This window comes from Helcobacillus massiliensis (assembly GCF_014191425.1).
Classification (GTDB): Bacteria; Actinomycetota; Actinomycetes; order Actinomycetales; family Dermabacteraceae; genus Helcobacillus; species Helcobacillus massiliensis.
The window spans coordinates 1-19,546 of sequence record NZ_JACHWP010000013.1 but is presented as its reverse complement, the minus strand read 5'-3'; the positions used below and the strand labels follow the sequence as shown (position 1 = coordinate 19,546).

Sequence of the window (19,546 nt, the reverse complement as noted above, 5' to 3'; positions counted from 1 at the left end):
GCAACGGAGACGGGGCGCTTTGCTGTGCACCGCCTCCGCTCCCCCGGGCTCCCTGCTGTCGCCACCGGGCCCCGCCCCCAGGGCCCGCGCCGGGGGACGGCGCTGTTCCCGGACCGGGTTCGGCGCGGGGCCTGTGCACATTCCGACCAAAAACCGGGCGTACGGCTCCGTAACGCCCCGCAAGCCCCGATTCGCTCCACTTTTTGCACAGCACTCGCGCTGCCGTGGCGAGCCGCGACCTTTGCACAGCACTCACGCTGACGTGGCGAGCCGCGCCTGCCCCGGCCTCCGCTCCCGCGTAGATTGGCGCGCGTGAACCAGAACAGCAGCACCGCGAGCCCCAGCCCCCGCGCCGCAGAGCACGGCATCGCCGTTGAGCTCGACGGTCGCGTCATCGGGGACCTTCGCGCCGTGGTGGGAGACGCCTGGTCACAGGTCGGCATGGAGCACCTGGCGAAGAACACCGAAGCCGTCCTCGGGTGGGTGTTCGACCCGGAAGCCGCGGGCCGGGGCTACGCGACCGAATCCGTCGGTGCCCTCATCACCGCGTGCTTCGCCCACCTCGGCGTGCGGCGCGTGAGCGGCAGCTGCTTCGCGGCGAACGAGCCGTCCGCGCGGCTGATGAAGCGGCTCGGGATGCGACTGGAGGAGCACTCCCGAAAGACCGCGCTGCACCGCTCCGGCCAATGGATGGACACCATGATGTTCGGCGTCCTCGCCGACGACTGGCCGGAGCGCTGAGAGCGAGAGGGGCCGGAGCGCTGAGAGCGAGAGAGGCCGGGGCGCTGAGAGGCCGCAATCTCAGAGACTGAACGTGCGAAACGGCCCCGCACCCCGTCTGAACGAACAGGCAGGAGGCGGGGCCGGTGCGGGCAGGGCCGGTGCGGGCAGGGCCGGTGCGGGCGGGGCGCTGCAGGCGAGGTGCGCTGGCTGCGGGGCCGAGGCTGACTGAGGCGGCTCACGCCGCCGGGCCGGGCCGGATCAGATCACGCCGAAGGCGAGCATCGCGTCGGCGACCTTCTTGAATCCGGCCACGTTCGCGCCGATCACGTAGTCACCAGGGTGCCCGTACTCCTCGGCGGTCTCGAGGCAGTCGGTGTGGATGTTGCGCATGATCTCGGTGAGGCGCTGCTCCGTGTACTCGAAGGTCCAGCTGTCGCGCATGGCGTTCTGCTGCATCTCCAGCGCGGAGGTGGCCACACCGCCGGCGTTCGCGGCCTTGCCCGGGCCGTACAGCACCTTCGCATCGCGCAGAACGTGGATCGCCTCCGGGGTGCACGGCATGTTCGCACCCTCGCTGAGGGCCTCCAAACCGTTCTTCACAAGGGTGCGGGCGGCGTCAGCGTCGAGCTCGTTCTGAGTGGCGCACGGCAGGGCGATTTCGGCGGGAACATCCCACACGGAGCCGTCCTTGACGAAGCGGGACTTCCCGCCGCGGCGCTCCGCGTATTCGCTGATGCGGCCGCGCTCCACGCCCTTGATCTGCTTGAGCAGGTCGAGGTCGATGCCGTCCTCGTCCACCACGTAGCCGGAGGAGTCGGACGCGGTGACGACGGTGGCACCGAGCTGCTGCGACTTCTCGATCGCATAGGTGGCCACATTGCCGGAGCCGGAGACGAGCACGCGCTTGCCGTCGAAGCTCTTCCCCTTCGCCTTCAGCATCTCCTCGGCGAAGATCGTGGCACCGTAGCCGGTCGCTTCGGTGCGGACCAGCGACCCGCCCCAGTTCAGGCCCTTGCCGGTGAGGACACCGGACTCGTAGCGGTTGGTGAGGCGCTTGTACTGGCCGAACAGGTAGCCGATCTCACGGCCGCCCACGCCGATGTCACCGGCGGGAACGTCCGTGTACTCGCCGAGGTGGCGGTGCAGCTCCACCATGAACGACTGGCAGAAGCGCATGATCTCGCCGTCCGAGCGGCCGTGCGGGTCGAAGTCGGAGCCGCCCTTCCCGCCGCCGATGGGCAGGCCGGTGAGGGCGTTCTTGAAGATCTGCTCGAACCCGAGGAACTTGATGATGCCGAGGTTCACACTGGAGTGGAACCGCAGACCGCCCTTGTACGGGCCGAGGGCGGAGTTGAACTCCACGCGGAAGCCGCGGTTCACGCACACGTTGCCCTCATCGTCCACCCAGGGGACGCGGAAGATGATCTGGCGCTCGGGCTCGCACATCCGCTCCAAGACGGACGCTGCGGCGTATTCGGGGTGACGGTTCTCCAGCACTTCGAGCGATTCAAAGATCTCCCGGACAGCCTGGTGGAACTCGGGTTCGCCGGCGTTGCGTGCAAGGACTTTGTCCATTGTGGTCTGCAGGCTCGAGTTCACCATGCGCGATACCTCCGTGATGGGCGGGTGGGGGACGGGTCGATGCTATACGCCCTGTCCGTCATGCGGGAAACACTTTCCCCCATGTGGACTGATTCCCGGTACGGGGAGGGCGCGCGACCCCTATACTGCCCGCCCCGCCAGGACCGGGTGGGCTCATCGGCCCGAACTGTGGGGCTCGTACCGTCCCCGTCCACGTGCCGCTGTCCGATCGCCGATCCGCCGGCTGACTCCGGGGCAGGCAACCGGCCGAGGCCGGGGCGGACAGTCGACCGAGACCAGGGCAGGCAGCCGCACGCCGGATCGATTCAGCGACACATATCTCACTCGCACGGCGACCAAACCTATTAAGAACGGTTATCATCTTCATGACATGAGCCCGTCGGCCCCGCCGCAGGCTCCCTCCCCACCCGTTCCGGCCCGCACCGGAACCTTCTCGCTGGAAAGGTCACCCATGCCCGCCCCCACCTCTCCCGGCCGCGCCGCACCGCCCGGGCCGCCCCGCACGGGTGCAGCCGGCCCGCTGACCGCCTCACCCGTCGGCGGCGCAGCCCGCCACCGCATCGACCTGCGGCCCCTTCTGCTGATGGCCCTGAGCCTCGCCGTCATCGCCGCCGGCTCCGTGCTCCCCATGCCGACCGCCCTCGCCGCCAGCACCGTGGACGGCAAGGACCTCCTCTACCGCCGCCACGTGGACGCCGCCCACGTGTCCTGGACGGACGGTCACCTGGACGTGCAGGTGGTGGACGGCCAGACGGTGCGCCCGGCCGACGACGTTGCGGTCCGCCTCGGACCCGATGCCGACGCCGACGGCGCCGAGGTCTCCCGCATCACCGTGCCCAACGACCCGAACTTCTCCTTCCTCGGCAAGCCGGGCGATCACGTGTGGAACGCCCCTCAGCACATGTACGCCAACTGGGCACCCGTCTGGGCCGGCCTCGGCGCCGGCGACATCCCCGACACCATCGACCCCTCCTCCATCTCCCTCGAACTGAAGGGCAGCACGGGCCCGGGCACGATGGAGGTGTACCAAACGAACTACGCCGGCACCCCCGAGCGCGCGTTCTCATCGGCCGACGGCGCCCCCGCGTCCCTCCGGTCCAACAAGATGAAGCCGGGTGCTCACGGCCACTACAACTGGGCGTTCACCAAGCCGGGCCGCTACGACGTCCAGTGGCAGGCCCACGCCCGCACCACCGACGGCAAGCCCGTCAGCTCCCCGGTGCGGACCGTGACCTGGTACGTCGGCACCGATGAGCAGGCGGGGCTGCCCGCCGGCTCCTACCAGGGCACTCCCATCACGCGCCCGATCGAGGAGCAGACCGGCACCCCGAATCCGTCCGACCCGGCCAAGGAGCAGCCGAACCCCACGAAGAAGCCGGGGGCCACTGATCCCGCTGACAACGTCTGCACGCACATCGACAGCGGCCACCTGGACGTGCGCGGGGCCGGTTCCGCGGACAACCTGCGCGCCTTCCTCCGCTGGGACGGACCGAAGGGGAAGCCGGTGGACCTCGGCTCGGCCTCCTTCGTGATCGAGGTGCCGGATTCGGCGAAGTCCGACATTCCGGCCACCGGCGCCACCGCGGACCTCTCCGCGGCGCTGAACTCCACCTCCGCCTACCAGCTGCCGGAGATCCAGGACGAGAACCTGCCGTGGATGGGCTTCTCCACCGAGGACCTGGACGTCCCTGAGGGATCGAAGGTCTCCATCGGCCTGCTCGGCGTGGAAGCGCCGTCGCCGAACGCGCGCTTCGCCCTCGGTCACTTCGATTCGGGCAGCGGCAAGTTCGCCGTTGATCTGGATTCGACCAACTACGAGGACCAGCAGATCGACATGCCGGGGCGCACCCACACGCACCGCGCGCAGTTCTTCTCCGAGCCCGGCTACTACACGGTGTACTACTGGGTGGAGATCGTGAAGCCGGACGGCACCCGTAAATACGCGACCCTGGACGCCTGGTACGCCGTGGGGACCGACGCGATCGCCAACGCCTGTGAGCGCACCGGCGAGACGTCGCCGAAGCCGGAGGACCCCGCGCCGACCGATCCGGCTCCCGAGGACCCGGAGATTCCGTTCCCCGGTGACGACACGGGCTCTGACGGCTCCGACGGCGAAGACACGTCCACCCCGGGCGACGGGAACGACACCGGCTCTGACGGCTCCGACGGCGAGGACCCCGATGTCCTCTTCCCCGGCGATGGCTCCGCACCCGCGCCGAAGCCCGGCACGAAGCCGGGTACGAAGCCCGCTCCGAAGCCGGACAACGCGCAGAAGCGCATCATCCTCGAGCGCGGCCACGTGGACATCTGGCACGTCACCGCGAAGAACGGCGCGCTGAACCTGGGCCTGTCCGAGGACGTCACCGGCTCGCACGTGACCCGCGACCCGGCGTCCGTGGAGCTGCACGTGAAGGACGCCGCGAAGACCACCATCCCGCAGGGGTGGCCCGGCGCCGGCACCGCCTGGTACCTGCCGCAGGCGCAGAAGCAGGACGTTCTGTGGCCCGGGTGGGACACCCAGGGCATCAAGGGCGGCGGTGTCGCCGATCGTGTGGACCTCGCGGTCACGAAGGTGACCGGCCCCGGGAAGATCCACCTGTTCGGGTCCGACGCCTTCGGCAAGCAGACCCCGCTGCTCACCGGCGGCGCCACCGAGCTGAAGGCCGGGGCGGTGCGCAAGCAGACCTTCCCGGCGCACACCCACGCGAATTGGGTGTTCACCAAGCCGGGTGTGTACACGGTGACCGTGCAGGCGCGCGGCACCGCGAAGGGCCGGGCCGTCGCCTCGAAGGAGCAGACCTACACGTTCACCGTGGGCGATGACTTCCGCGGCAAGGCCAGCGGCGGCGCGGCCGGCGATGGCGCCCCGGCCTCAGGTACGCCGGGCTCCGGGGCCGACGGGTCCGCTGACCAGCCCGGTTCCACCGGCGGCGACACCGGCGCACCCGGCGGCGATGCCGGCACCGGCGATGCCGGCACCGGCGACGCCGGCGGCGCCCAGAACGGCGCTCTGCCTGCGGGCGGCGGCTCCCCGGCCTCCGTCGGCGGTGCTCCGGCCCCGACCGGTGACGCCGGTTCCGGTGCCCCAATGGGCGCTGCGGCCCCGTCGGGCGTGGGCGGTATGAAGCAGCCCGCGATGACGGAGTGCGACCCGGCGGACTTCTCCGGCGCGGGCGCCTCTGATGCCGGCGGCGCGTTCGATGCGGGCGGTGCGTCCGGCGCCTCCGATGCCGGTGGCGCTGCGCTGACCCCGTCGGGCCCGGCCCCGGGCGGCACCAGCTTCTCCGGTGCCCTCACGAGCAGCTTCGCCGCACGCTTCACCGCGGGCTCGGTGGCGCAGATCGTGACGGCGGCCGTGAGCGGCAGCTACACGATCCCAGCGAACACCCACGTCCACCCGAATTGGGTGTTCTCCAAGCCGGGTTCGTACACCCTCGTGATCCGCCAGACCGTCACCGGGAAGGATGGGAAGACAGCAACCTCGCGGTCGCACCTGAAGTTCGAGGTGGGCCCGAACGCCAAGGGCGTCACGGACGGTCACTTCGACTTCGGCGCCCAGTACGCGAACGGCACCCTGGTCGGCGCGGTGAAGGACGACCGCTCCTCCCCCGCCAAGTGGGTGAAGCCGTCGTCGATGACGTTCGCGCTGAACGACACCGCGAAGACGAAGGCGCCGGCCGGCATTGAGTTCGTAGCCCCCGCCGGGTCGGACGTCTGGATGATCCCCGCCTCGCAGATCGCGGGCGTCCCGTGGCTGGGCGCGAACTCGATGCACCCGTCGATCGTGGACGGCACCACCGGCACGGTGCAGCTGACCCTGGAGAGCGTCAGCGGCCCCGGCAACGTGGGCGTGTTCACCTCCGGCAACTTCGGCTCCGTGGTGGGCGAGAAGTGGTTCTCCGGTTCCGGCAGCGGCGGCCCCGCAGCCGCCGGTAGCGAAAAGAGCGCTGCCGGTGGCACCGGCCAGGACGCCGCAGATGCGGCCGCCCAGGGCGCCGCGGGCGCACTGCCCGGTGCGGCAGGCCCCGGCGCCGGTGCGAACCCCTGCATCCCCACCGGGTCGATGCCGCGCACCGGTGCGACCGTCGCCCCGATCGTGGCCGCTGCGATGCTCGCCGTGCTCGGCGGTGCGGCTCTTGTCGCGCACCGTCGACGCTCCGCGACCGCGCTGACGGGACGCTCCGCCCAGGCGAGCGCTCCGAGCCGCGGTGGGGAGACCGACGCGCCGTGAGCACCCCGCTTACCCGGCGGCGCCTGACCCGACGCACCATGCTCGGGGCAGGCGCCGCCGGCGCACTCACCGCCGCCATCGCTCTGCCGGGCCGCAGCAGCGGCACCGTGGACGCGCACGGCCTGTCGATCATCACCACCACGGGGATCCTCGCGGACCTCGCACGCCATGTGGTGGGCGCCGACGGCCGCGTCACCTCCCTCGTTCCCGAGGGCGGCGACCCGCATTCCTATGAGCCGACGCCCCGTGCGGTGCGGGACGTCGCCCACGCGGACCTGGCGCTCTCGAACTATCTGATGCTCGAGGAGCAGTCCCTGATCCGCATGATCGACGCGAACCTCGCACCGGGTGTGCGCCACCTCGCCCTCGCGGAGGAGGCGAGCCAGCACGGCGCGGAGGTGATCCCGCTGGTGGAGTCGCGCTCGCTCGACACGGTGTGGCTCGGCCTGCGCGTCTCGGGCGCACCCGGCGGGGACGCCACCGCCGACGGGAGCGCAGCGGGCGGGGCCGACGGGAAGCGCCCCGCGGACCGGCTCGCCACCACGCGCCTCTCCCTGATCGGGGCCGACGGGCCCGGCGACCTCCACGGGTACATCACCGGCACCTTCGGCCAGCCGCAGAGCGTGTTCGACTCCTCCGACGGCGCCGGCGCCCGCTCCGACGCCATCGACCTGCCGCTGGACGCCCACACGCACATGAGCTGGGCGTTCACCGAGCCCGGCGTCTACCGGGCGCGCTTCGCGGCGGTGTTCGCGGGAGGCTCCGTCGGCGGCGCCGTGCGGGCCGAGGGAGAGCTGGTGATCGCGGCGGGCACGGACCCGTCGACCATCCCCGGTCGGGAGGGCGCCCGCATCATCGATGCCGGGCACGCCGACCTCACCGCGGACCTCACCGGGCAGCGCCTGGTGCTGCGCGTCGACGCTCCCACCGGCAGCGGCGATCGCGGGACCGGCGGTGATCGCGGGGCCGACGGGGACGCCCCGGCCGGCAGCGCCGCCCACGCCACCGAGGACCTGCCGCTGGACTCAGTGGTGGTGCACGTGCCGCCGAAGGCGCTGCTGCCGATCCCGTCGGACCCGGCGTTCCGGTTCATCGGGCGGCCCGGAACGGACGTGTACCAGCTGCCTCAGGCGGTGCTGGGCCGGCACGTGCACGGCGAGATCGACCCGCACCTGTGGCAGGACGTCACCAACGCGCAGGCGTACGTCGAAGTGATCCGGGACGCCGCCGTCGGCCTGGACCCCGAGCACGCCGCCGCCCACCGCGCCCGCGCTGCTGAGTACCTGCGGGAGCTCGACGAGGTGGATGCGTATGTGCAGCGCTCCATCGATTCGATCCCTCAGCGGCGGCGCCACCTCGTGACCACGCACGACGCCTACGGCTACCTTGCGCACCGGTACGGGCTGGACATCGCGGGCACGGTGTCGCCGTCGCCGGGGCAGGAGCCGTCGATCGCAGACCGTCGGCGCCTCGCCACCACCCTGCGCGACCTGGCGGTGCCGGCGGTGTTCATCGAACAGGGTGCGGGGCCCGCCTCCCGCTCCCTGCGCGACGCCGCCGAGATCGCCGGCGTTGAGGTGCGCCCCATCTGGGGCGACGCCCTCACGCCGGGGGTGCGCACCTACGCCGACATGATGCGCGCCAACGCCGACAGCCTCGCCCGCGGCCTCGGCGGCACCCCACTGGGCACCCACGACCTCTCCGACTGAAGGACCATCCCCATGACATCCACTCCTCCCCCTGCCCGCCCGGCCGCTTCGGCCCCGCTGCCGCGCCGCGCTCTGATCGTGGCTCGGACCGCGCCGTCCCGCCGCGCTCTGCTGGCTGCGGCCCTGGTCTCCCCGCTGTGTGTCGCCGCCGCGGCGTCGGCGCCCGCGAGCGCTGCGACGCCGGACCCGTCGGCCGATCCCTCTGCGGATCCCGCCCTGGACCAGACCGTCACCTCCGATGAGCAGGCGGTGCACGGCGAACCGGCGGATCTGTCCGTGGGGCACGTGGACATCGGCCCGCGCATCGTGGACGGCCAGTGGGTGCTCGCCGCCCGCGACGACCACGCCTCCCCGCCCGTGTGGCGCGACCTCAACGACGCGGTCCTGGTGGTGCCCGATGCGGCGCAGCTGCCGGTGCCCGACGGGGAGGAGTACGCGTTCCTCGGCGCGCAGGCGGGCGAGAAGGTGTGGACGATTCCGCAGACGGAGATCCCCGGCGTGATGTGGCTCGGCTGGAACACGCAGGACCCGGCGGTGGTGCAAGAGGCACCGGACGGCATCACGCTGCGCTTCACCGGCATCCAGGGGCCGGGCCGGCTGACCCTGTTCCTGCAGCCGGGGAACTTCGCGCCGCCGCAGCTGCTGGTGGATGGGGAGAAGCTCGCCGGTGGCGCCGCGCAGGACGTTTTCGTGGAGACGAACACGCACACGCACGCGAACTGGGTGTTCACAAAGCCAGGGGCGTACACGGTCGGAGTGGAGGTGCTGCCGGGCCGGCCGGACAGCGGCGCGGACCCGGTGGCGGCCGGGGTGCTGCGCTTCGCAGTCGGCGATGCCACGGCCCCGCAGACGGCACGCGAAGCCGCCGCCCCGGAGGGCGCTGCGGGTGCTGCTGGCGGCTCCACCGGGGCCGACGGGTCCGCCGCGTCCGATGGGTCCAGCGCAGGTCCCGCGGCTGGCGGGTCAGAGTCCGACGGGTCGGCGTCGCTGCCGTGGATGATCGGCGGCGGCCTCGGCGGCACCGCTCTGCTCGGCGCAGGTGCCGCCGCTTTCGTGGCCAAGCGCCGACGCGCCGCTGAACAGGCAGCCTTCGCCGGCGCAGACACCCCAGGGGAGGCGCAGTGACCGCCCCCACCGCCCGCCGCACCCCTTCCACCGCACCCTCAAGCGCGGGCGAGCGCGGGGCCACGGAGACGACCGATGCGCGGACCGTCCTGGAGGGGCGGGGCCTGTCGGTCAGCCTCGGCGGCCGACGGGTCCTCGAGGACGCCTCGATCCGCGCCGACGCCGGCCGCATCCACGTGCTGCTCGGCCCCAACGGCGCCGGTAAGACAACGCTTCTGCGCGCCCTGCAGGGCCTCGTTCCCCGTGAGGCCGGCGAGGTGCACCAGGACGGTGCGATCGGGTACGTGCCGCAGCGGCATGACATCGACTGGGACTTCCCCGTCACCGCGAAGGACGTGGTGCAGCTCGGCCTCGTGCAGCGCCGCCTGCTGGATGTGCGGCGCCTCCTCGGCCCCACTCGACCGCAGCTCACCGCCGTCGCCGACGCACTCGAGCGCGTGCGGATGCTCGACCTGCGGGACCGCCCCATCGGTGAGATGTCCGGCGGTCAGCGCCAGCGGGTCATGATCGCGCGCGCCCTCGTGCGCCGCCCGTCCGTCCTGCTGCTCGACGAGCCCTTCACCGGGCTCGACATGCCCAGCCAGGAGCTGCTGTCCGACCTCTTCCGCGACCTCGCGGCCGACGGGTGCGCCATCATCATGTCCACCCACGACCTCACGCACGCCCTCGACATCGCCGACCGTGCCACCCTGCTGAACCGCACCGTCATCGCCTCCGGCGCCCCCGCCGAACTGCGCGATGCCGAGCTGTGGCAGAGCACCTTCGAGGTCGGCCCCACCTCACCCCTGCTGCGTCAGATCGGAGCCTTCACATGCTGACCCCGCTCGACTTCCTCTCGGACCTGACGAACCCGCTGCTGTCGTTCCTGCCGAAGGCGCTGCTGATCTCGGTGCTCTCCGCGATCGTGTGCGCGGTGGTGGGCTGCCACGTGGTGCTGCGCGGGATGACCTTCATCGGTGATGCCGTGGCGCACGCCGTGTTCCCCGGCATTGCGCTCGCGTTCGTGCTGCAGGGCTCGCTGCTGCTCGGCGGGCTCGCCGCCGGTGCGGTCACCGCGGTTCTGATCGCCGTTCTGGGCACGAGCAGGCGCCTGCGGGCGGACAGCATCATCGGTGTGCTGATGGTGGGGATGTTCGCCGCCGGCATCGTCATCATGTCCCGCGCACCCGGGTACAGCGGATCGCTGACGTCGTTCCTGTTCGGGTCCATCACGGGGATCCCAGACTCGTCGGTCGTCGTGGTGGCGATCGGCAGCCTGCTGGTGCTGGGGATACTGATGCTGCTGCACCGCGACCTCGTGGCCGTGGGGCTGGACCGCGGCTACGCGCAGGCGCTGGGGCTGCCGGTGCTGCTGCTGGACATTGCGCTGAGCGTTCTGGTGACGATGGCGGTGGTGATGAGCATCCAGACGATCGGGAACATCCTGGTGATCGCGCTGCTGGTCACGCCCGCGGCGGCGGCGCGGATGCTGACGGATCGGCTCGTGCCGATGATGCTGACGGCTGCCGGGATCGGCTGCGGCAGCGCGGTGCTGGGGATCTACCTGTCGTGGGCGCTGGACCTGCCCACCGGCGGCGTGATCGTGCTCGTGTGCACGGCGGTGTTCGCGGCCGCGTGGGCCCTCGGGCCGCGGCACGGGGTGCTGCGGCGCACCGTCGGCCGCGCCCCCGTCAGCGCTCCCGCCGCCTGAGTCGGGTCAATCCCGTTACCTTGTGAGCACCCCGATGGACGGGGTCTGGTCGCTCGGCCGGGTATGGCTTTGTTGCCCTGCCATTGATGGTCCGGGGGGTGTTGCCGCCCGGTCGAGAGACACGCGTTGACCGCTGATAGGGACACGGCCCAGCTCTGTCTGAGGTCTCTTCGTAACGTGGGTGCCGGCATCGGGTGTCGAGACTGCGGCCAGCAGTGATGAGGAGGACAGCGTCATGAACACAGGGTTCGCGGTCGTGATCGGCCTGGACGTCGGGAAGACAGCTCACCACGCGTGCGCACTCGACCCGGAGGGGAACAAGCTGTTCGACGAGCCCCTCCCGCAGGACGAGACCAAACTTCGCGAGCTGTTCACCCAGCTGCAGAACCACGGCGAAGTTCTGCTGGTCGTCGATCAGCCCAACACCATCGGAGCGTTGCCGATCGCGGTGGCCCGGGATACCGGCTGCACAGTCGCCTACCTTCCCGGATTGGCGATGCGGAAGGCCGCGGATCTGTATCCGGGCAGGTCAAAGACCGATGCGCGGGATGCTTTCATCATCGCTGACACCGCCAGGACCATGCCCCATACCCTGCGCAGCGTCGATCGTGACAGCGAGGTCCTCTCCGCACTGAAGGTCCTTGCCGGCTTCGACGAGGACCTCGCTCACGAGACCACAAGGGCGCTGAACCGGATCCGGTCCCTGCTCACCCAGATCCACCCCGCGCTCGAGCGCGTCTTCGCAGGCGGGAAGCTTTCCACTGGGCTCGTGCTGGACCTGCTGGAGAAGTTTGGCGGACCCACCGGCCTCCGAAGTGCCGGCCGAGGGAAGGTGCTGCGGTTCGCCCGCGCGCATTCACGCCGCGACCCCGAGACGCTGGTCGAGCAGATCTTCACAGCCCTTAGCGAGCAGACCGTCATCGTGCCCGCCACCGCAGCGGTTGAGCTGGTGATCCCCCGAGTCGCTGGCCAGGTTAAAGAGCTGAAAGAACAGCGCGCGACCGTGGCCCACGAAGTGGAGGGCATGCTGGAGGACTTCCCTCTCGCCTCGGTCTTGATGAGCATGCCGGGGATCGGCATCAAGACCGCCGCCCAGATCCTCCTCGCGATCGGTGATGGCTCCGCGTTTGAGTCCGCCAGCCACCTCGCGGCCTATGCCGGGATCGCGCCGGTCACCCGCAGATCAGGCACCTCGATCCGCGGAGAGTTCCCCGCCCGGTCAGGGAACAAACGCCTGAAGAACGCCCTGTTCTACTCCGCCTGGGTCGCCTCCAACCACGACCCCATCTCCAAGGCCTACTACGATCGCAAACGCGCCGAAGGCAAACGGCACAACGCCGCCGTGATCTGCCTAGCCCGCCGCCGCTGCAACGTCATCTACGCCATGCTCCGCGACGGCACCTACTACCAGCCACCGACAACCGCCCCTACCCCCGAGCCGACCGCTCTCGCGGCTTGACTCGAAACATAGGGACACCCCCCGGCTGCGTGCGCCGCGTCAGTGCGCGGCGGAGCCGAGGCCGAGGCGGCGGGCGGCCCAGTGCGGGTCGTCGGTGGTGACGGTGTCGGCGCCGCTGGCGAGCGCGCGGGACAGCTGCCGGTGCGAGTTCACGGTCCACACGTTGACGCGCAGGCCCCGACGGTGCGCTTCGGTGACGGCGCCGGCGCGGATCCCATCGATGCGGGCGCCGAGCCAGCGCGCGCCGACGGACTCGATGACGTCGAACGCGGCCCGACGGGTCCAGTGCACCAGGTAGGAGCGGTCCACATCAGGCAGGATCCGCCCCACCACCTGGAGGGCGTCCGGGTGGAAGGAGATGACGGCGTCACCGGCGTGGGCCGCTTCGCCGGTGCGCATCTCTCGGATCATGCGGGCCACCGGTTCAGCGGCGGCGGCGACCTTCACTTCGATGTAGACGGAGGCGCCGGCGGCGCCCGCGAGCGCGAGCACGTCCTCGAGGAACGGGATGCGGTGCCCGCCGCGCAGCTCCACCTGCTCCAGCTGGGCGCGGGTGAGGTCGGCGACGCGGCCGCGGGTGCGGACACTGGTGGGGGCGGCCATGCGGGTGATGGTGTCGTCGTGGTGGACGGCGAGGTGGCCGTCGCGGGTGAGCCGGACGTCGCATTCGAGAGTGCGAGCGCCCGCGGCGAGGCCGGCGCGGAAGGCGGCCATGGTGTTCTCGGGGGCGAGGAGGGCGCCGCCGCGGTGGGCGACGATGCGCGGCGGGCCAGCGGGCGTGTGCGCGGCGGCCGGCGCTCGTCCGCCGGTGAGGGCGGCGGGGCCGACGGGTGCGGTCGCGGGTCGTATGGACAGCGCGTGGCTCATGGCGGTCCGTTCGTCGAAGGGGAGCCTCCGGGGCGTGGACATGGCCAGGTTAGGGGCGCGTCGGCCCCTCCCCTGGCGGTTCGGACGGTCGTGTGCCGAGTGTTGATCGAGTCCTCGCCGCGGGTGCACCGCCGGGACACCGGGACGTCACCCGCCGCTGGGCTGTCAGTGATGGGGGTCACGTGCCGGTAGGGTGGCCGCATGGACATCAACGAGCGCATCCAGACCCTTGACTATGCGGCATCGATGGACGCCCCGCGCGGCCCCGAGTTCCTCACACTCCGCTACCGGCCGTCCACGCCGACCTCGCAGGACGTGCTGTGGCAGTTCATCACCCAGCCGGAGCGCCTGGCGCAGTGGTCGCCGATCGTGCCGGAGCGTCCCCTCACCGAGGTGGGCTCGTACACCGCGCACGAGCACGAGGGCGATGCCGGGTTCACGTGCGATGTGATCCGGGTGGCGCCGGCGCAGGAGCTGGTGCACCGGTGGGGTGAGGACCGGCTGACCTGGGCGGTCTCACCGGAGGGGCACACGCTGAGCTGCACGATGGAGCTGATGCAGCCGGAGTACGCGTCGATGTATGCGGCGGGCTGGCAGGTGTGCTTCGGTGTGCTCGATGCGCTGCTCGCGGGCCAGGAGCAGGAGCGGATCGTGGGCGATGATGCGATGAAGCACGGATGGCGGGACCTGCAGAAGAAGTACGTGGGTGAACTGCCCGGCCAGTCCTCCGAGCTGCCGTTCGGATGAGGGTTGGGCGCGGGGTGAGGATGGCGCCCTCTCCCCCGCCTCGCCCCTCACTTTTGATTGAAGCTTCAATCATCCACGTGTAGGGTGAGGCCATGAAGAGCTTCGGATTCCTCAGCTTCGGCCACTACGACCCGCACGGCCGCGGCGGCATGCCCGACGCGTCCGGCATGCTCCACGACGCCATCGGCATCGCCCAGGCAGCCGATGACCTCGGCGTGAACGGCGCCTACTTCCGCGTCCACCACTTCGCACCGCAGGCAGGCGCACCGATCCCGCTGCTCAGCGCGATCGCCGCCACCACGAAGCACATCGAGGTCGGCGCCGGCGTCATCGACATGCGCTAGCGCATGCCTGGGTTGTAGCACTTGTTGTCAGCGTCGGCGCGCTCTACAGCACAACGTTGACGGCAATCCTGGCTGGTTTTCGATGAAGGCGGCTCTTCCTGCGCTGAGCGTCGGTGCGATGATCGCGCAACCCGGCGGTGCTCCACCCTCATAGAGGCGCATCGAGTACTTCGCGCAGCTGATCGACGGTGGGCGAACCAGCCAGCCCGGCAGGAGTGCGGAACACTCGACAGGCGAGCCCCACCGGCGTGTGCTCGTCGGCGAAGGGGTCGGAGCCGTCAATGAGGACGGTCGGGGACCCGTGGAACCCGAGGCGGGCGGCGTCCTCGGCAGTCTCGACTCGCTGATGCACGACGCGGACGTCCGATCGGCCGTCGAGGGCCTCGGTGAGCCGCCGGTCGAGCACCTCCCAGTTCGGGCACCCGTCGAAGTACTGCAACGTGATCTCCACGATCCACTCCTCTCAGGCTCTGTCCGCGCGGACCGCGGCCGGTGACGCCGTCTCAGGCGACGCAGCCGCCGCTTGGCTCTTGCGGGCACGCGCGGCGCGCAGCCCGTTGGCGATGACGACGACCTCGGCGACTTCGTGGACGAGGACGACTGCGGCCAGGCCGAGCACGCCGGTGATGGCCAGCGGCAGCAGCACGGTGATGATCGCCAGGGACAGCACAATGTTCTGGTTCATGATCGCCCGGCCTCGGCGGGCGTGCCGCAGAGCCTGCGGGATCAGGCCGAGGTCGTGACCGGTGAAGGCGACGTCGGCGGACTCGATCGCGGCGTCGGATCCGGTCGCGCCCATCGCGATGCCCACGGTCGCACCGGCCAGGGCGGGGGCGTCGTTGATGCCGTCGCCGATCATCGCCGTCGGCGAGGCCTTAGAGAGCTGGGCGACGATGCGGGCCTTGTCCTCGGGCCGCAGCTCGGCGTGCACGTCGCCGATCCCAGCGAGCTGCGCGAGCGCGTGCGCGGTGCGGGCGTTGTCGCCGGTGAGCATGCTCACCTCGACGCCCTGGGCCCGCAGCGTGCGCACGACCTCGGGGACCTCGGGGCGCAGCTCGTCGCGGACGCCGATCGCCCCGGCCAGTTCGCCGTCGACGGCCACGAGCACGCAAGTCTGGCCCTCGGCCTCCAGGTCCTCGACCCGGGCCTTGAGCGGCCCCGCGTCGATCCAGCGGGGGCTGCCCACCGTCACCCGGCGGCCGTCCACCATGCCGCCAATGCCGTGCCCGGCCTCCTCCGTCACGTCCTGCGCGGCGGGCGCTCCTTGGCCCGCGGCGGCGATGGCGGCGGCGAGCGGGTGCGTCGAGTGCTGCTCCACGGCCGCTGCCCAGGCGAGCACCTGGGCGTCGTCGAACCCGTCGGCGGCGACGACGGCGGTGACCTCGGGCCGGTTGCGGGTCAGGGTGCCGGTCTTGTCGACGGCGAGGTGGCGGATGCCGCCGAGGCGCTCGAAGGCGGCACCGCTCTTGATGACGACGCCGAACTTCGTCGCCGCGCCGATCGCGGAGACCACGGTGACGGGCACCGCGATCGCCAGCGCGCACGGGCTGGCGGCGACGAGGACGACCAGGGCGCGGGTGATCCAGGTCTCGGGGTCGCCGAGCAGCGAGCCGAGCACGCCGACAAGGACGGCGAGGACCATCACGCCGGGCACCAGCGGGCGGGCGATCCGGTCGGCGATGCGGGCCCGGTCGCCCTTCTCGGCCTGGGCCTGCTCGACCAGCTCCACAATGGTGGTCAGCGAGTTGTCGGTGCCCGCCGCGGTCGCCTCGACCTCCAGGACTCCGGCGGTGTTGATCGCGCCCGCCGACACTGCATCATCGGGCGCGACCTCGACCGGGATCGACTCGCCGGTGATCGCCGACGTGTCCAGACTGGAGCGGCCAACGCGGACCAGGCCGTCGGTCGCGACCCGCTCGCCCGGGCGGACCAGCAGCACGTCGCCGACGGCGATCTCCTTCGCCGGGATCTCGACCGAGGCACCGTCGCGCAGCACGGTGGCGGTCTCCGGCACGAGCTTCAGCAGCGCGCGCAGGCCCCTGCGGGCGCGGTCCATCGCCTTGTCCTCCAGGGCCTCGGCGATCGAGTAGAGGAACGCCAGTGCGGCGGCCTCCTCGGCGTAGCCGAGGATCACTGCGCCGACGGCGCTGATCGTCATCAGCAGCGCGATCCCCAGCTTCCGCTTGACGAACAGGTTCCGCAGAGCGCCGGGCACGAACGTGCACGCGCCCAGCAGCAGGCCCGCCCAGAACGCGACCAGCGCCGCGACGTGCAGTCCCGACCACTCCAGCACCAGGCCGGTGCCGAACGCGACGCCGGAGAGGATCGGCACCACCAGACCCGGATCGCGCCACCACGGGCGCTCGGCCTCCTCGGCCTCTTCGGCGGCGCTGGCGGCCGGCTCGTCGCAGCCGCAGGCCGCGCTCACGAAGCGTCCCCTGAACCGGTCGCGGCGCAGCAGCCGGGCACCGAACAGTGCGGGTCGATGCACGGCGCGCTCTCGTCCACCGCGAGCGTGACGTCCACCAGCGCCGTCAGCGCCGCGGCCAGGTGTGGGTCGGCGATCTCGTAGCGGGTCTGGCGGCCCTCGGGCTCGGCGACCACGATCCCGCAGTCGCGCAGGCAGGTTAGGTGGTTCGACACGTTCGACCGCGTCAGCCCCAACTCGCGCGAGAGCACGGCGGGGTGGCTCGGGCCGTCGAGCAGGGACATCAGTATCTTGGAGCGCGTCGGGTCCGCCATGGCCCGGCCCAGCCGGTTCATGACGTCGAGGCGCGAAGCAATAGTCAGCATGCACTGAACTATACAGTGTGTGCTGACCTATCGTCCAGTTGCAGGGCTGCCGCACGCGCTCCGCGCGCTTGCCCTCGGGAATCACGGTCACCTCTTGCGCCAGCTCGGCCACGTCGGCATCCCGCGACCCTTCCACGTCTCCACGAGACCGGCGGCCCACCGGACGGACGCGAAGAGGGCGTAACCGGCCCCGGCGAGGCCAGCGCCGACCGCGAGCCAGCGCCCGATCCCGAGCCACACGCTCCCGTCCACGTCCAGCGCCCACTGAGCGCCCGTGATGAGCCCGGCGATGCCCATCCAGAGCCCGGCGACGACCACGACCACCGGCAGGAGGGCGAGGCGCATCGCCGCGGCCGCCGACCAGAGCTGACGCGCTTCCAGCTTCGCCGTCGCCGCGATGATCCGCTCGGCCCGTTCGTTCGACGCATCGAGGTTCGCGGTCATCGTGGTCGAAGCCTCCCCGGCGACCTGCTCGACAGCCTTCTCGACCCGCTCTTCGGTGCGCTTCTCGATTCGCTTCACCGCGCCGCCGGCTTGACTCACGAGCTTCTGGTTCGCGGCGGCCTGGGCCTTGAGCCCGTCAATCCTGACTTAGGTCATCGAGTTGGGGTTGGCTGTCTGGCGGGGCTGTGACCTGGGGTGATGGGTGGTTTTGGGGGTGGTGTGGGGCACTAACGGGGCTCTTCAGAGTTGGGTGTGGGGGTGAGGCGTCGAGTCCGCCGGTGATGAGGAGCATGCGGAGGCGGTAGTGCTCGACGTTGCGGAACCCTCTGGCGATGCAGCGGCCGAGTTCGATGATCCCGTTGATGGCCTCGGTACCGCCGTTGCTCGCGCCGTCAGTATCGAAGTAGGCCAAGAACGCGTTCTTCCATCGACGCAGGGTCTTACCGAGCCTGGCGATCTCCGGAATCGGGCAGGACGGCAGCCTCTCGATCAGCTGCTCGGCCAGTCGTCGGCCTCGGGCGGGCGTGGGCTGGCGGAACACGTCTCGGACGTCCTGGGCGCACTGATAGGCGACCTCGACCGCAACATGATCGGGATGGGCCGCGAATGCGCTGGCCAGACGAGTCTGCTGACGCGGCGTGAGGCGTTCCCGTCCAGCGCGGAGAACATGACGGATCCCATAGAGAGGCTCGCCCTTGCGGCCTCGGCGGCCGAGGGCCTCCTGCTGGATCCGGCGGCGGACATCATCGACCGCAGCCCCGGCGAGCTTGACGATGTGGAACGCATCCAGCACGCAGGTGGCGCCCTCGAGCTGGTCATCGATCGCGTTCTTGTATCCCTGGAACGGGTCCAGCGTCGCGATCTCGACCCGCTTGCGGAACTCATCGCCCCGCTCGTCGAGCCAGTCTCGGTAGGCCTTGCCGGATCGGCCAGGGATCAGGTCCAGCAGCCTGGCAGTGGGGTGGGGCCCGCGAGTCAGATCGACCATCCCGGTGAGCTCCTTCGGACCGCGCCGGCGCGGGTCACGGTGATGCCAGATGTGTTCGTCCACGCCCAGGACCTGCACGTCCTCGAGGCGGACCGGGTCATTCGCGGCCTCGATCAGGACTGGCCGAACCTGGGACCAGACCGTGTTCCACGTCGTGCCAAGCTGCCGGGCCAAGCCCTGGACCGTCGCCCCCTCGTAGCGGAGCAGGCGGATCGCCCACCGGATCGCGCGCGTGCTCAACAGCCCCCGCGGCGCGTATACCCCGGGGTCCTGCTCGACGAACGAGACCACCTCACAGACGCCCTCGAGACAGATCCAGCGACGCTTGCACCACCGAATCCGCACCGGCCGACCCGCCCACGGAGCATCGATCACCTCGACCACCACCCGGCCGTGACCGGTGGCGATGACCCCGCCGCCGGGGCAGCCCATGACCGGATCGCAGGACTCCACCTCAAGCATCAGGCCCGACGGAGCCTGCGTGACCGCGACCAGGTGGAGGCTGGGGAAGTCGAGGAGAACATCGCATCGGTCGCAGCGATCGAGCGCGTCAGGGCATACGCACCTATGGTTGGGCATCGTCGAGATCCTTGAGATCAGCGGGGGTTGAAGTCCGCTCATCACCAAGGACCTCGACGTCTAACCCCAACTACCCCGCACCACCGGCGCGCCCACACTCAACTCTGAAGAGCCGAATATTCAGCACGCGCCATACGTCAAGTGCCACCTGAACGCCGCTGCCACCCTTTAGCAACACGCCCTAGCCGCTAGCGAATCGGGTCGCACACACTGGACATCTGCGATAGATTCCTCAGAATCCAGCG

The 19,546-nt window shown here is 70.9% G+C and carries 14 protein-coding genes and 2 pseudogenes; 9 read left to right on the top strand and 7 right to left on the bottom strand.

Features of this window, described 5'->3' with window-relative positions; genetic code table 11:
- The first annotated feature begins 312 nt into the window (after positions 1-312).
- Complete coding sequence (locus FHX50_RS10535; protein ID WP_183377151.1) at positions 313-741, top strand: GNAT family N-acetyltransferase; 429 nt, start codon at positions 313-315, stop codon at positions 739-741.
- Positions 742-981: 240 nt separating this feature from the next.
- On the opposite strand, the gene gdhA is transcribed toward FHX50_RS10535, so the two are convergent.
- Entirely contained in the window at positions 982-2,325 is a 1,344-nt protein-coding gene (gene gdhA / locus FHX50_RS10530; protein WP_183377150.1) for an NADP-specific glutamate dehydrogenase, read from the bottom strand.
- A gap of 451 nt (positions 2,326-2,776) precedes the next feature.
- Between gdhA and FHX50_RS10525 the strand changes: the two genes are divergently transcribed.
- The 6 genes from FHX50_RS10525 to FHX50_RS10500 all read left to right on the top strand — a co-directional run bounded on the left by FHX50_RS10525 (position 2,777) and on the right by FHX50_RS10500 (position 12,539).
- Complete coding sequence (locus FHX50_RS10525; RefSeq protein WP_183377149.1) at positions 2,777-6,556, top strand: choice-of-anchor M domain-containing protein; 3,780 nt, start codon at positions 2,777-2,779, stop codon at positions 6,554-6,556.
- Positions 6,553-8,265 carry a metal ABC transporter solute-binding protein, Zn/Mn family gene (locus FHX50_RS10520; RefSeq protein WP_343064092.1) on the top strand — a complete coding sequence of 571 codons (1,713 nt, stop codon included), beginning with the start codon at positions 6,553-6,555 and terminating at the stop codon, positions 8,263-8,265. The genes FHX50_RS10525 and FHX50_RS10520 overlap by 4 nt, the downstream gene beginning before the upstream one ends.
- 12 nt (positions 8,266-8,277) lie before the next feature.
- Positions 8,278-9,390, top strand: coding sequence for a choice-of-anchor M domain-containing protein (locus tag FHX50_RS10515; protein WP_183377148.1), 1,113 nt, complete (start codon positions 8,278-8,280; stop codon positions 9,388-9,390).
- Entirely contained in the window at positions 9,387-10,208 is an 822-nt protein-coding gene (locus FHX50_RS10510) for an anchored repeat-type ABC transporter ATP-binding subunit (protein ID WP_343064091.1), read from the top strand. Before FHX50_RS10515 ends, FHX50_RS10510 begins: the two co-directional genes overlap by 4 nt.
- Positions 10,202-11,080: an anchored repeat-type ABC transporter permease subunit gene (locus FHX50_RS10505; RefSeq protein ID WP_221187340.1), complete on the top strand. Its 879-nt coding sequence runs from the start codon at positions 10,202-10,204 to the stop codon at positions 11,078-11,080. The genes FHX50_RS10510 and FHX50_RS10505 overlap by 7 nt, the downstream gene beginning before the upstream one ends.
- Positions 11,081-11,315: 235 nt before the next feature.
- Positions 11,316-12,539 (top strand): IS110 family RNA-guided transposase, encoded by a 1,224-nt coding sequence (locus tag FHX50_RS10500; RefSeq protein WP_183377164.1) that lies wholly within the window; start codon positions 11,316-11,318, stop codon positions 12,537-12,539.
- Between the two features lie 39 nt (positions 12,540-12,578).
- On the opposite strand, the gene FHX50_RS10495 is transcribed toward FHX50_RS10500, so the two are convergent.
- Positions 12,579-13,406, bottom strand: coding sequence for a glycerophosphodiester phosphodiesterase (locus FHX50_RS10495; RefSeq protein ID WP_183377147.1), 828 nt, complete (start codon positions 13,404-13,406; stop codon positions 12,579-12,581).
- Positions 13,407-13,607: 201 nt separating this feature from the next.
- Here FHX50_RS10495 and FHX50_RS10490 point away from each other — a divergent pair, with 201 nt between their 5' ends.
- Positions 13,608-14,153, top strand: a complete 546-nt coding sequence (locus tag FHX50_RS10490) for an SRPBCC domain-containing protein (protein WP_246371026.1) — start codon at positions 13,608-13,610, stop codon at positions 14,151-14,153.
- Positions 14,154-14,245: 92 nt separating this feature from the next.
- Positions 14,246-14,497: an LLM class flavin-dependent oxidoreductase gene (locus FHX50_RS10485; protein WP_183377146.1), complete on the top strand. Its 252-nt coding sequence runs from the start codon at positions 14,246-14,248 to the stop codon at positions 14,495-14,497.
- A 148-nt stretch (positions 14,498-14,645) separates the two neighbouring features.
- On the opposite strand, the gene FHX50_RS10480 is transcribed toward FHX50_RS10485, so the two are convergent.
- The 5 genes and pseudogenes from FHX50_RS10480 to FHX50_RS10460 form a co-directional block, all read right to left on the bottom strand.
- A complete protein-coding gene (locus FHX50_RS10480) occupies positions 14,646-14,948 on the bottom strand; it encodes a hypothetical protein (RefSeq protein ID WP_007321360.1) in 303 nt (100 codons plus the stop codon).
- A gap of 12 nt (positions 14,949-14,960) precedes the next feature.
- Positions 14,961-16,925 carry a heavy metal translocating P-type ATPase gene (locus FHX50_RS10475; RefSeq protein WP_183377162.1) on the bottom strand — a complete coding sequence of 655 codons (1,965 nt, stop codon included), beginning with the start codon at positions 16,923-16,925 and terminating at the stop codon, positions 14,961-14,963.
- Positions 16,922-17,290 carry a Cd(II)/Pb(II)-sensing metalloregulatory transcriptional regulator CmtR gene (gene cmtR / locus FHX50_RS10470; protein ID WP_183377145.1) on the bottom strand — a complete coding sequence of 123 codons (369 nt, stop codon included), beginning with the start codon at positions 17,288-17,290 and terminating at the stop codon, positions 16,922-16,924. Before cmtR ends, FHX50_RS10475 begins: the two co-directional genes overlap by 4 nt.
- Positions 17,291-17,377: 87 nt before the next feature.
- A pseudogene (locus tag FHX50_RS10465) lies at positions 17,378-17,875 on the bottom strand (hypothetical protein); the annotation flags it as partial.
- Positions 17,876-17,974: 99 nt separating this feature from the next.
- Positions 17,975-19,301 (bottom strand): annotated as a pseudogene (locus FHX50_RS10460) (ISL3 family transposase).
- Between the last annotated feature and the right edge of the window lie 245 nt (positions 19,302-19,546).

What these genes read in the sequence shown, in the direction of transcription:
- gdhA (WP_183377150.1), bottom strand. Translation starts at nt 2,325, where the DNA reads ATGGTGAACTCGAGCCTGCAGACCACAATGGACAAAGTCCTTGCACGC.
- FHX50_RS10525 (WP_183377149.1), top strand. Translation starts at nt 2,777, where the DNA reads ATGCCCGCCCCCACCTCTCCCGGCCGCGCCGCACCGCCCGGGCCGCCC.
- FHX50_RS10515 (WP_183377148.1), top strand. Translation starts at nt 8,278, where the DNA reads ATGACATCCACTCCTCCCCCTGCCCGCCCGGCCGCTTCGGCCCCGCTG.
- FHX50_RS10505 (WP_221187340.1), top strand. Translation starts at nt 10,202, where the DNA reads ATGCTGACCCCGCTCGACTTCCTCTCGGACCTGACGAACCCGCTGCTG.
- FHX50_RS10500 (WP_183377164.1), top strand. Translation starts at nt 11,316, where the DNA reads ATGAACACAGGGTTCGCGGTCGTGATCGGCCTGGACGTCGGGAAGACA.
- FHX50_RS10495 (WP_183377147.1), bottom strand. Translation starts at nt 13,406, where the DNA reads ATGAGCCACGCGCTGTCCATACGACCCGCGACCGCACCCGTCGGCCCC.
- FHX50_RS10490 (WP_246371026.1), top strand. Translation starts at nt 13,608, where the DNA reads ATGGACATCAACGAGCGCATCCAGACCCTTGACTATGCGGCATCGATG.
- FHX50_RS10485 (WP_183377146.1), top strand. Translation starts at nt 14,246, where the DNA reads ATGAAGAGCTTCGGATTCCTCAGCTTCGGCCACTACGACCCGCACGGC.
- cmtR (WP_183377145.1), bottom strand. Translation starts at nt 17,290, where the DNA reads ATGCTGACTATTGCTTCGCGCCTCGACGTCATGAACCGGCTGGGCCGG.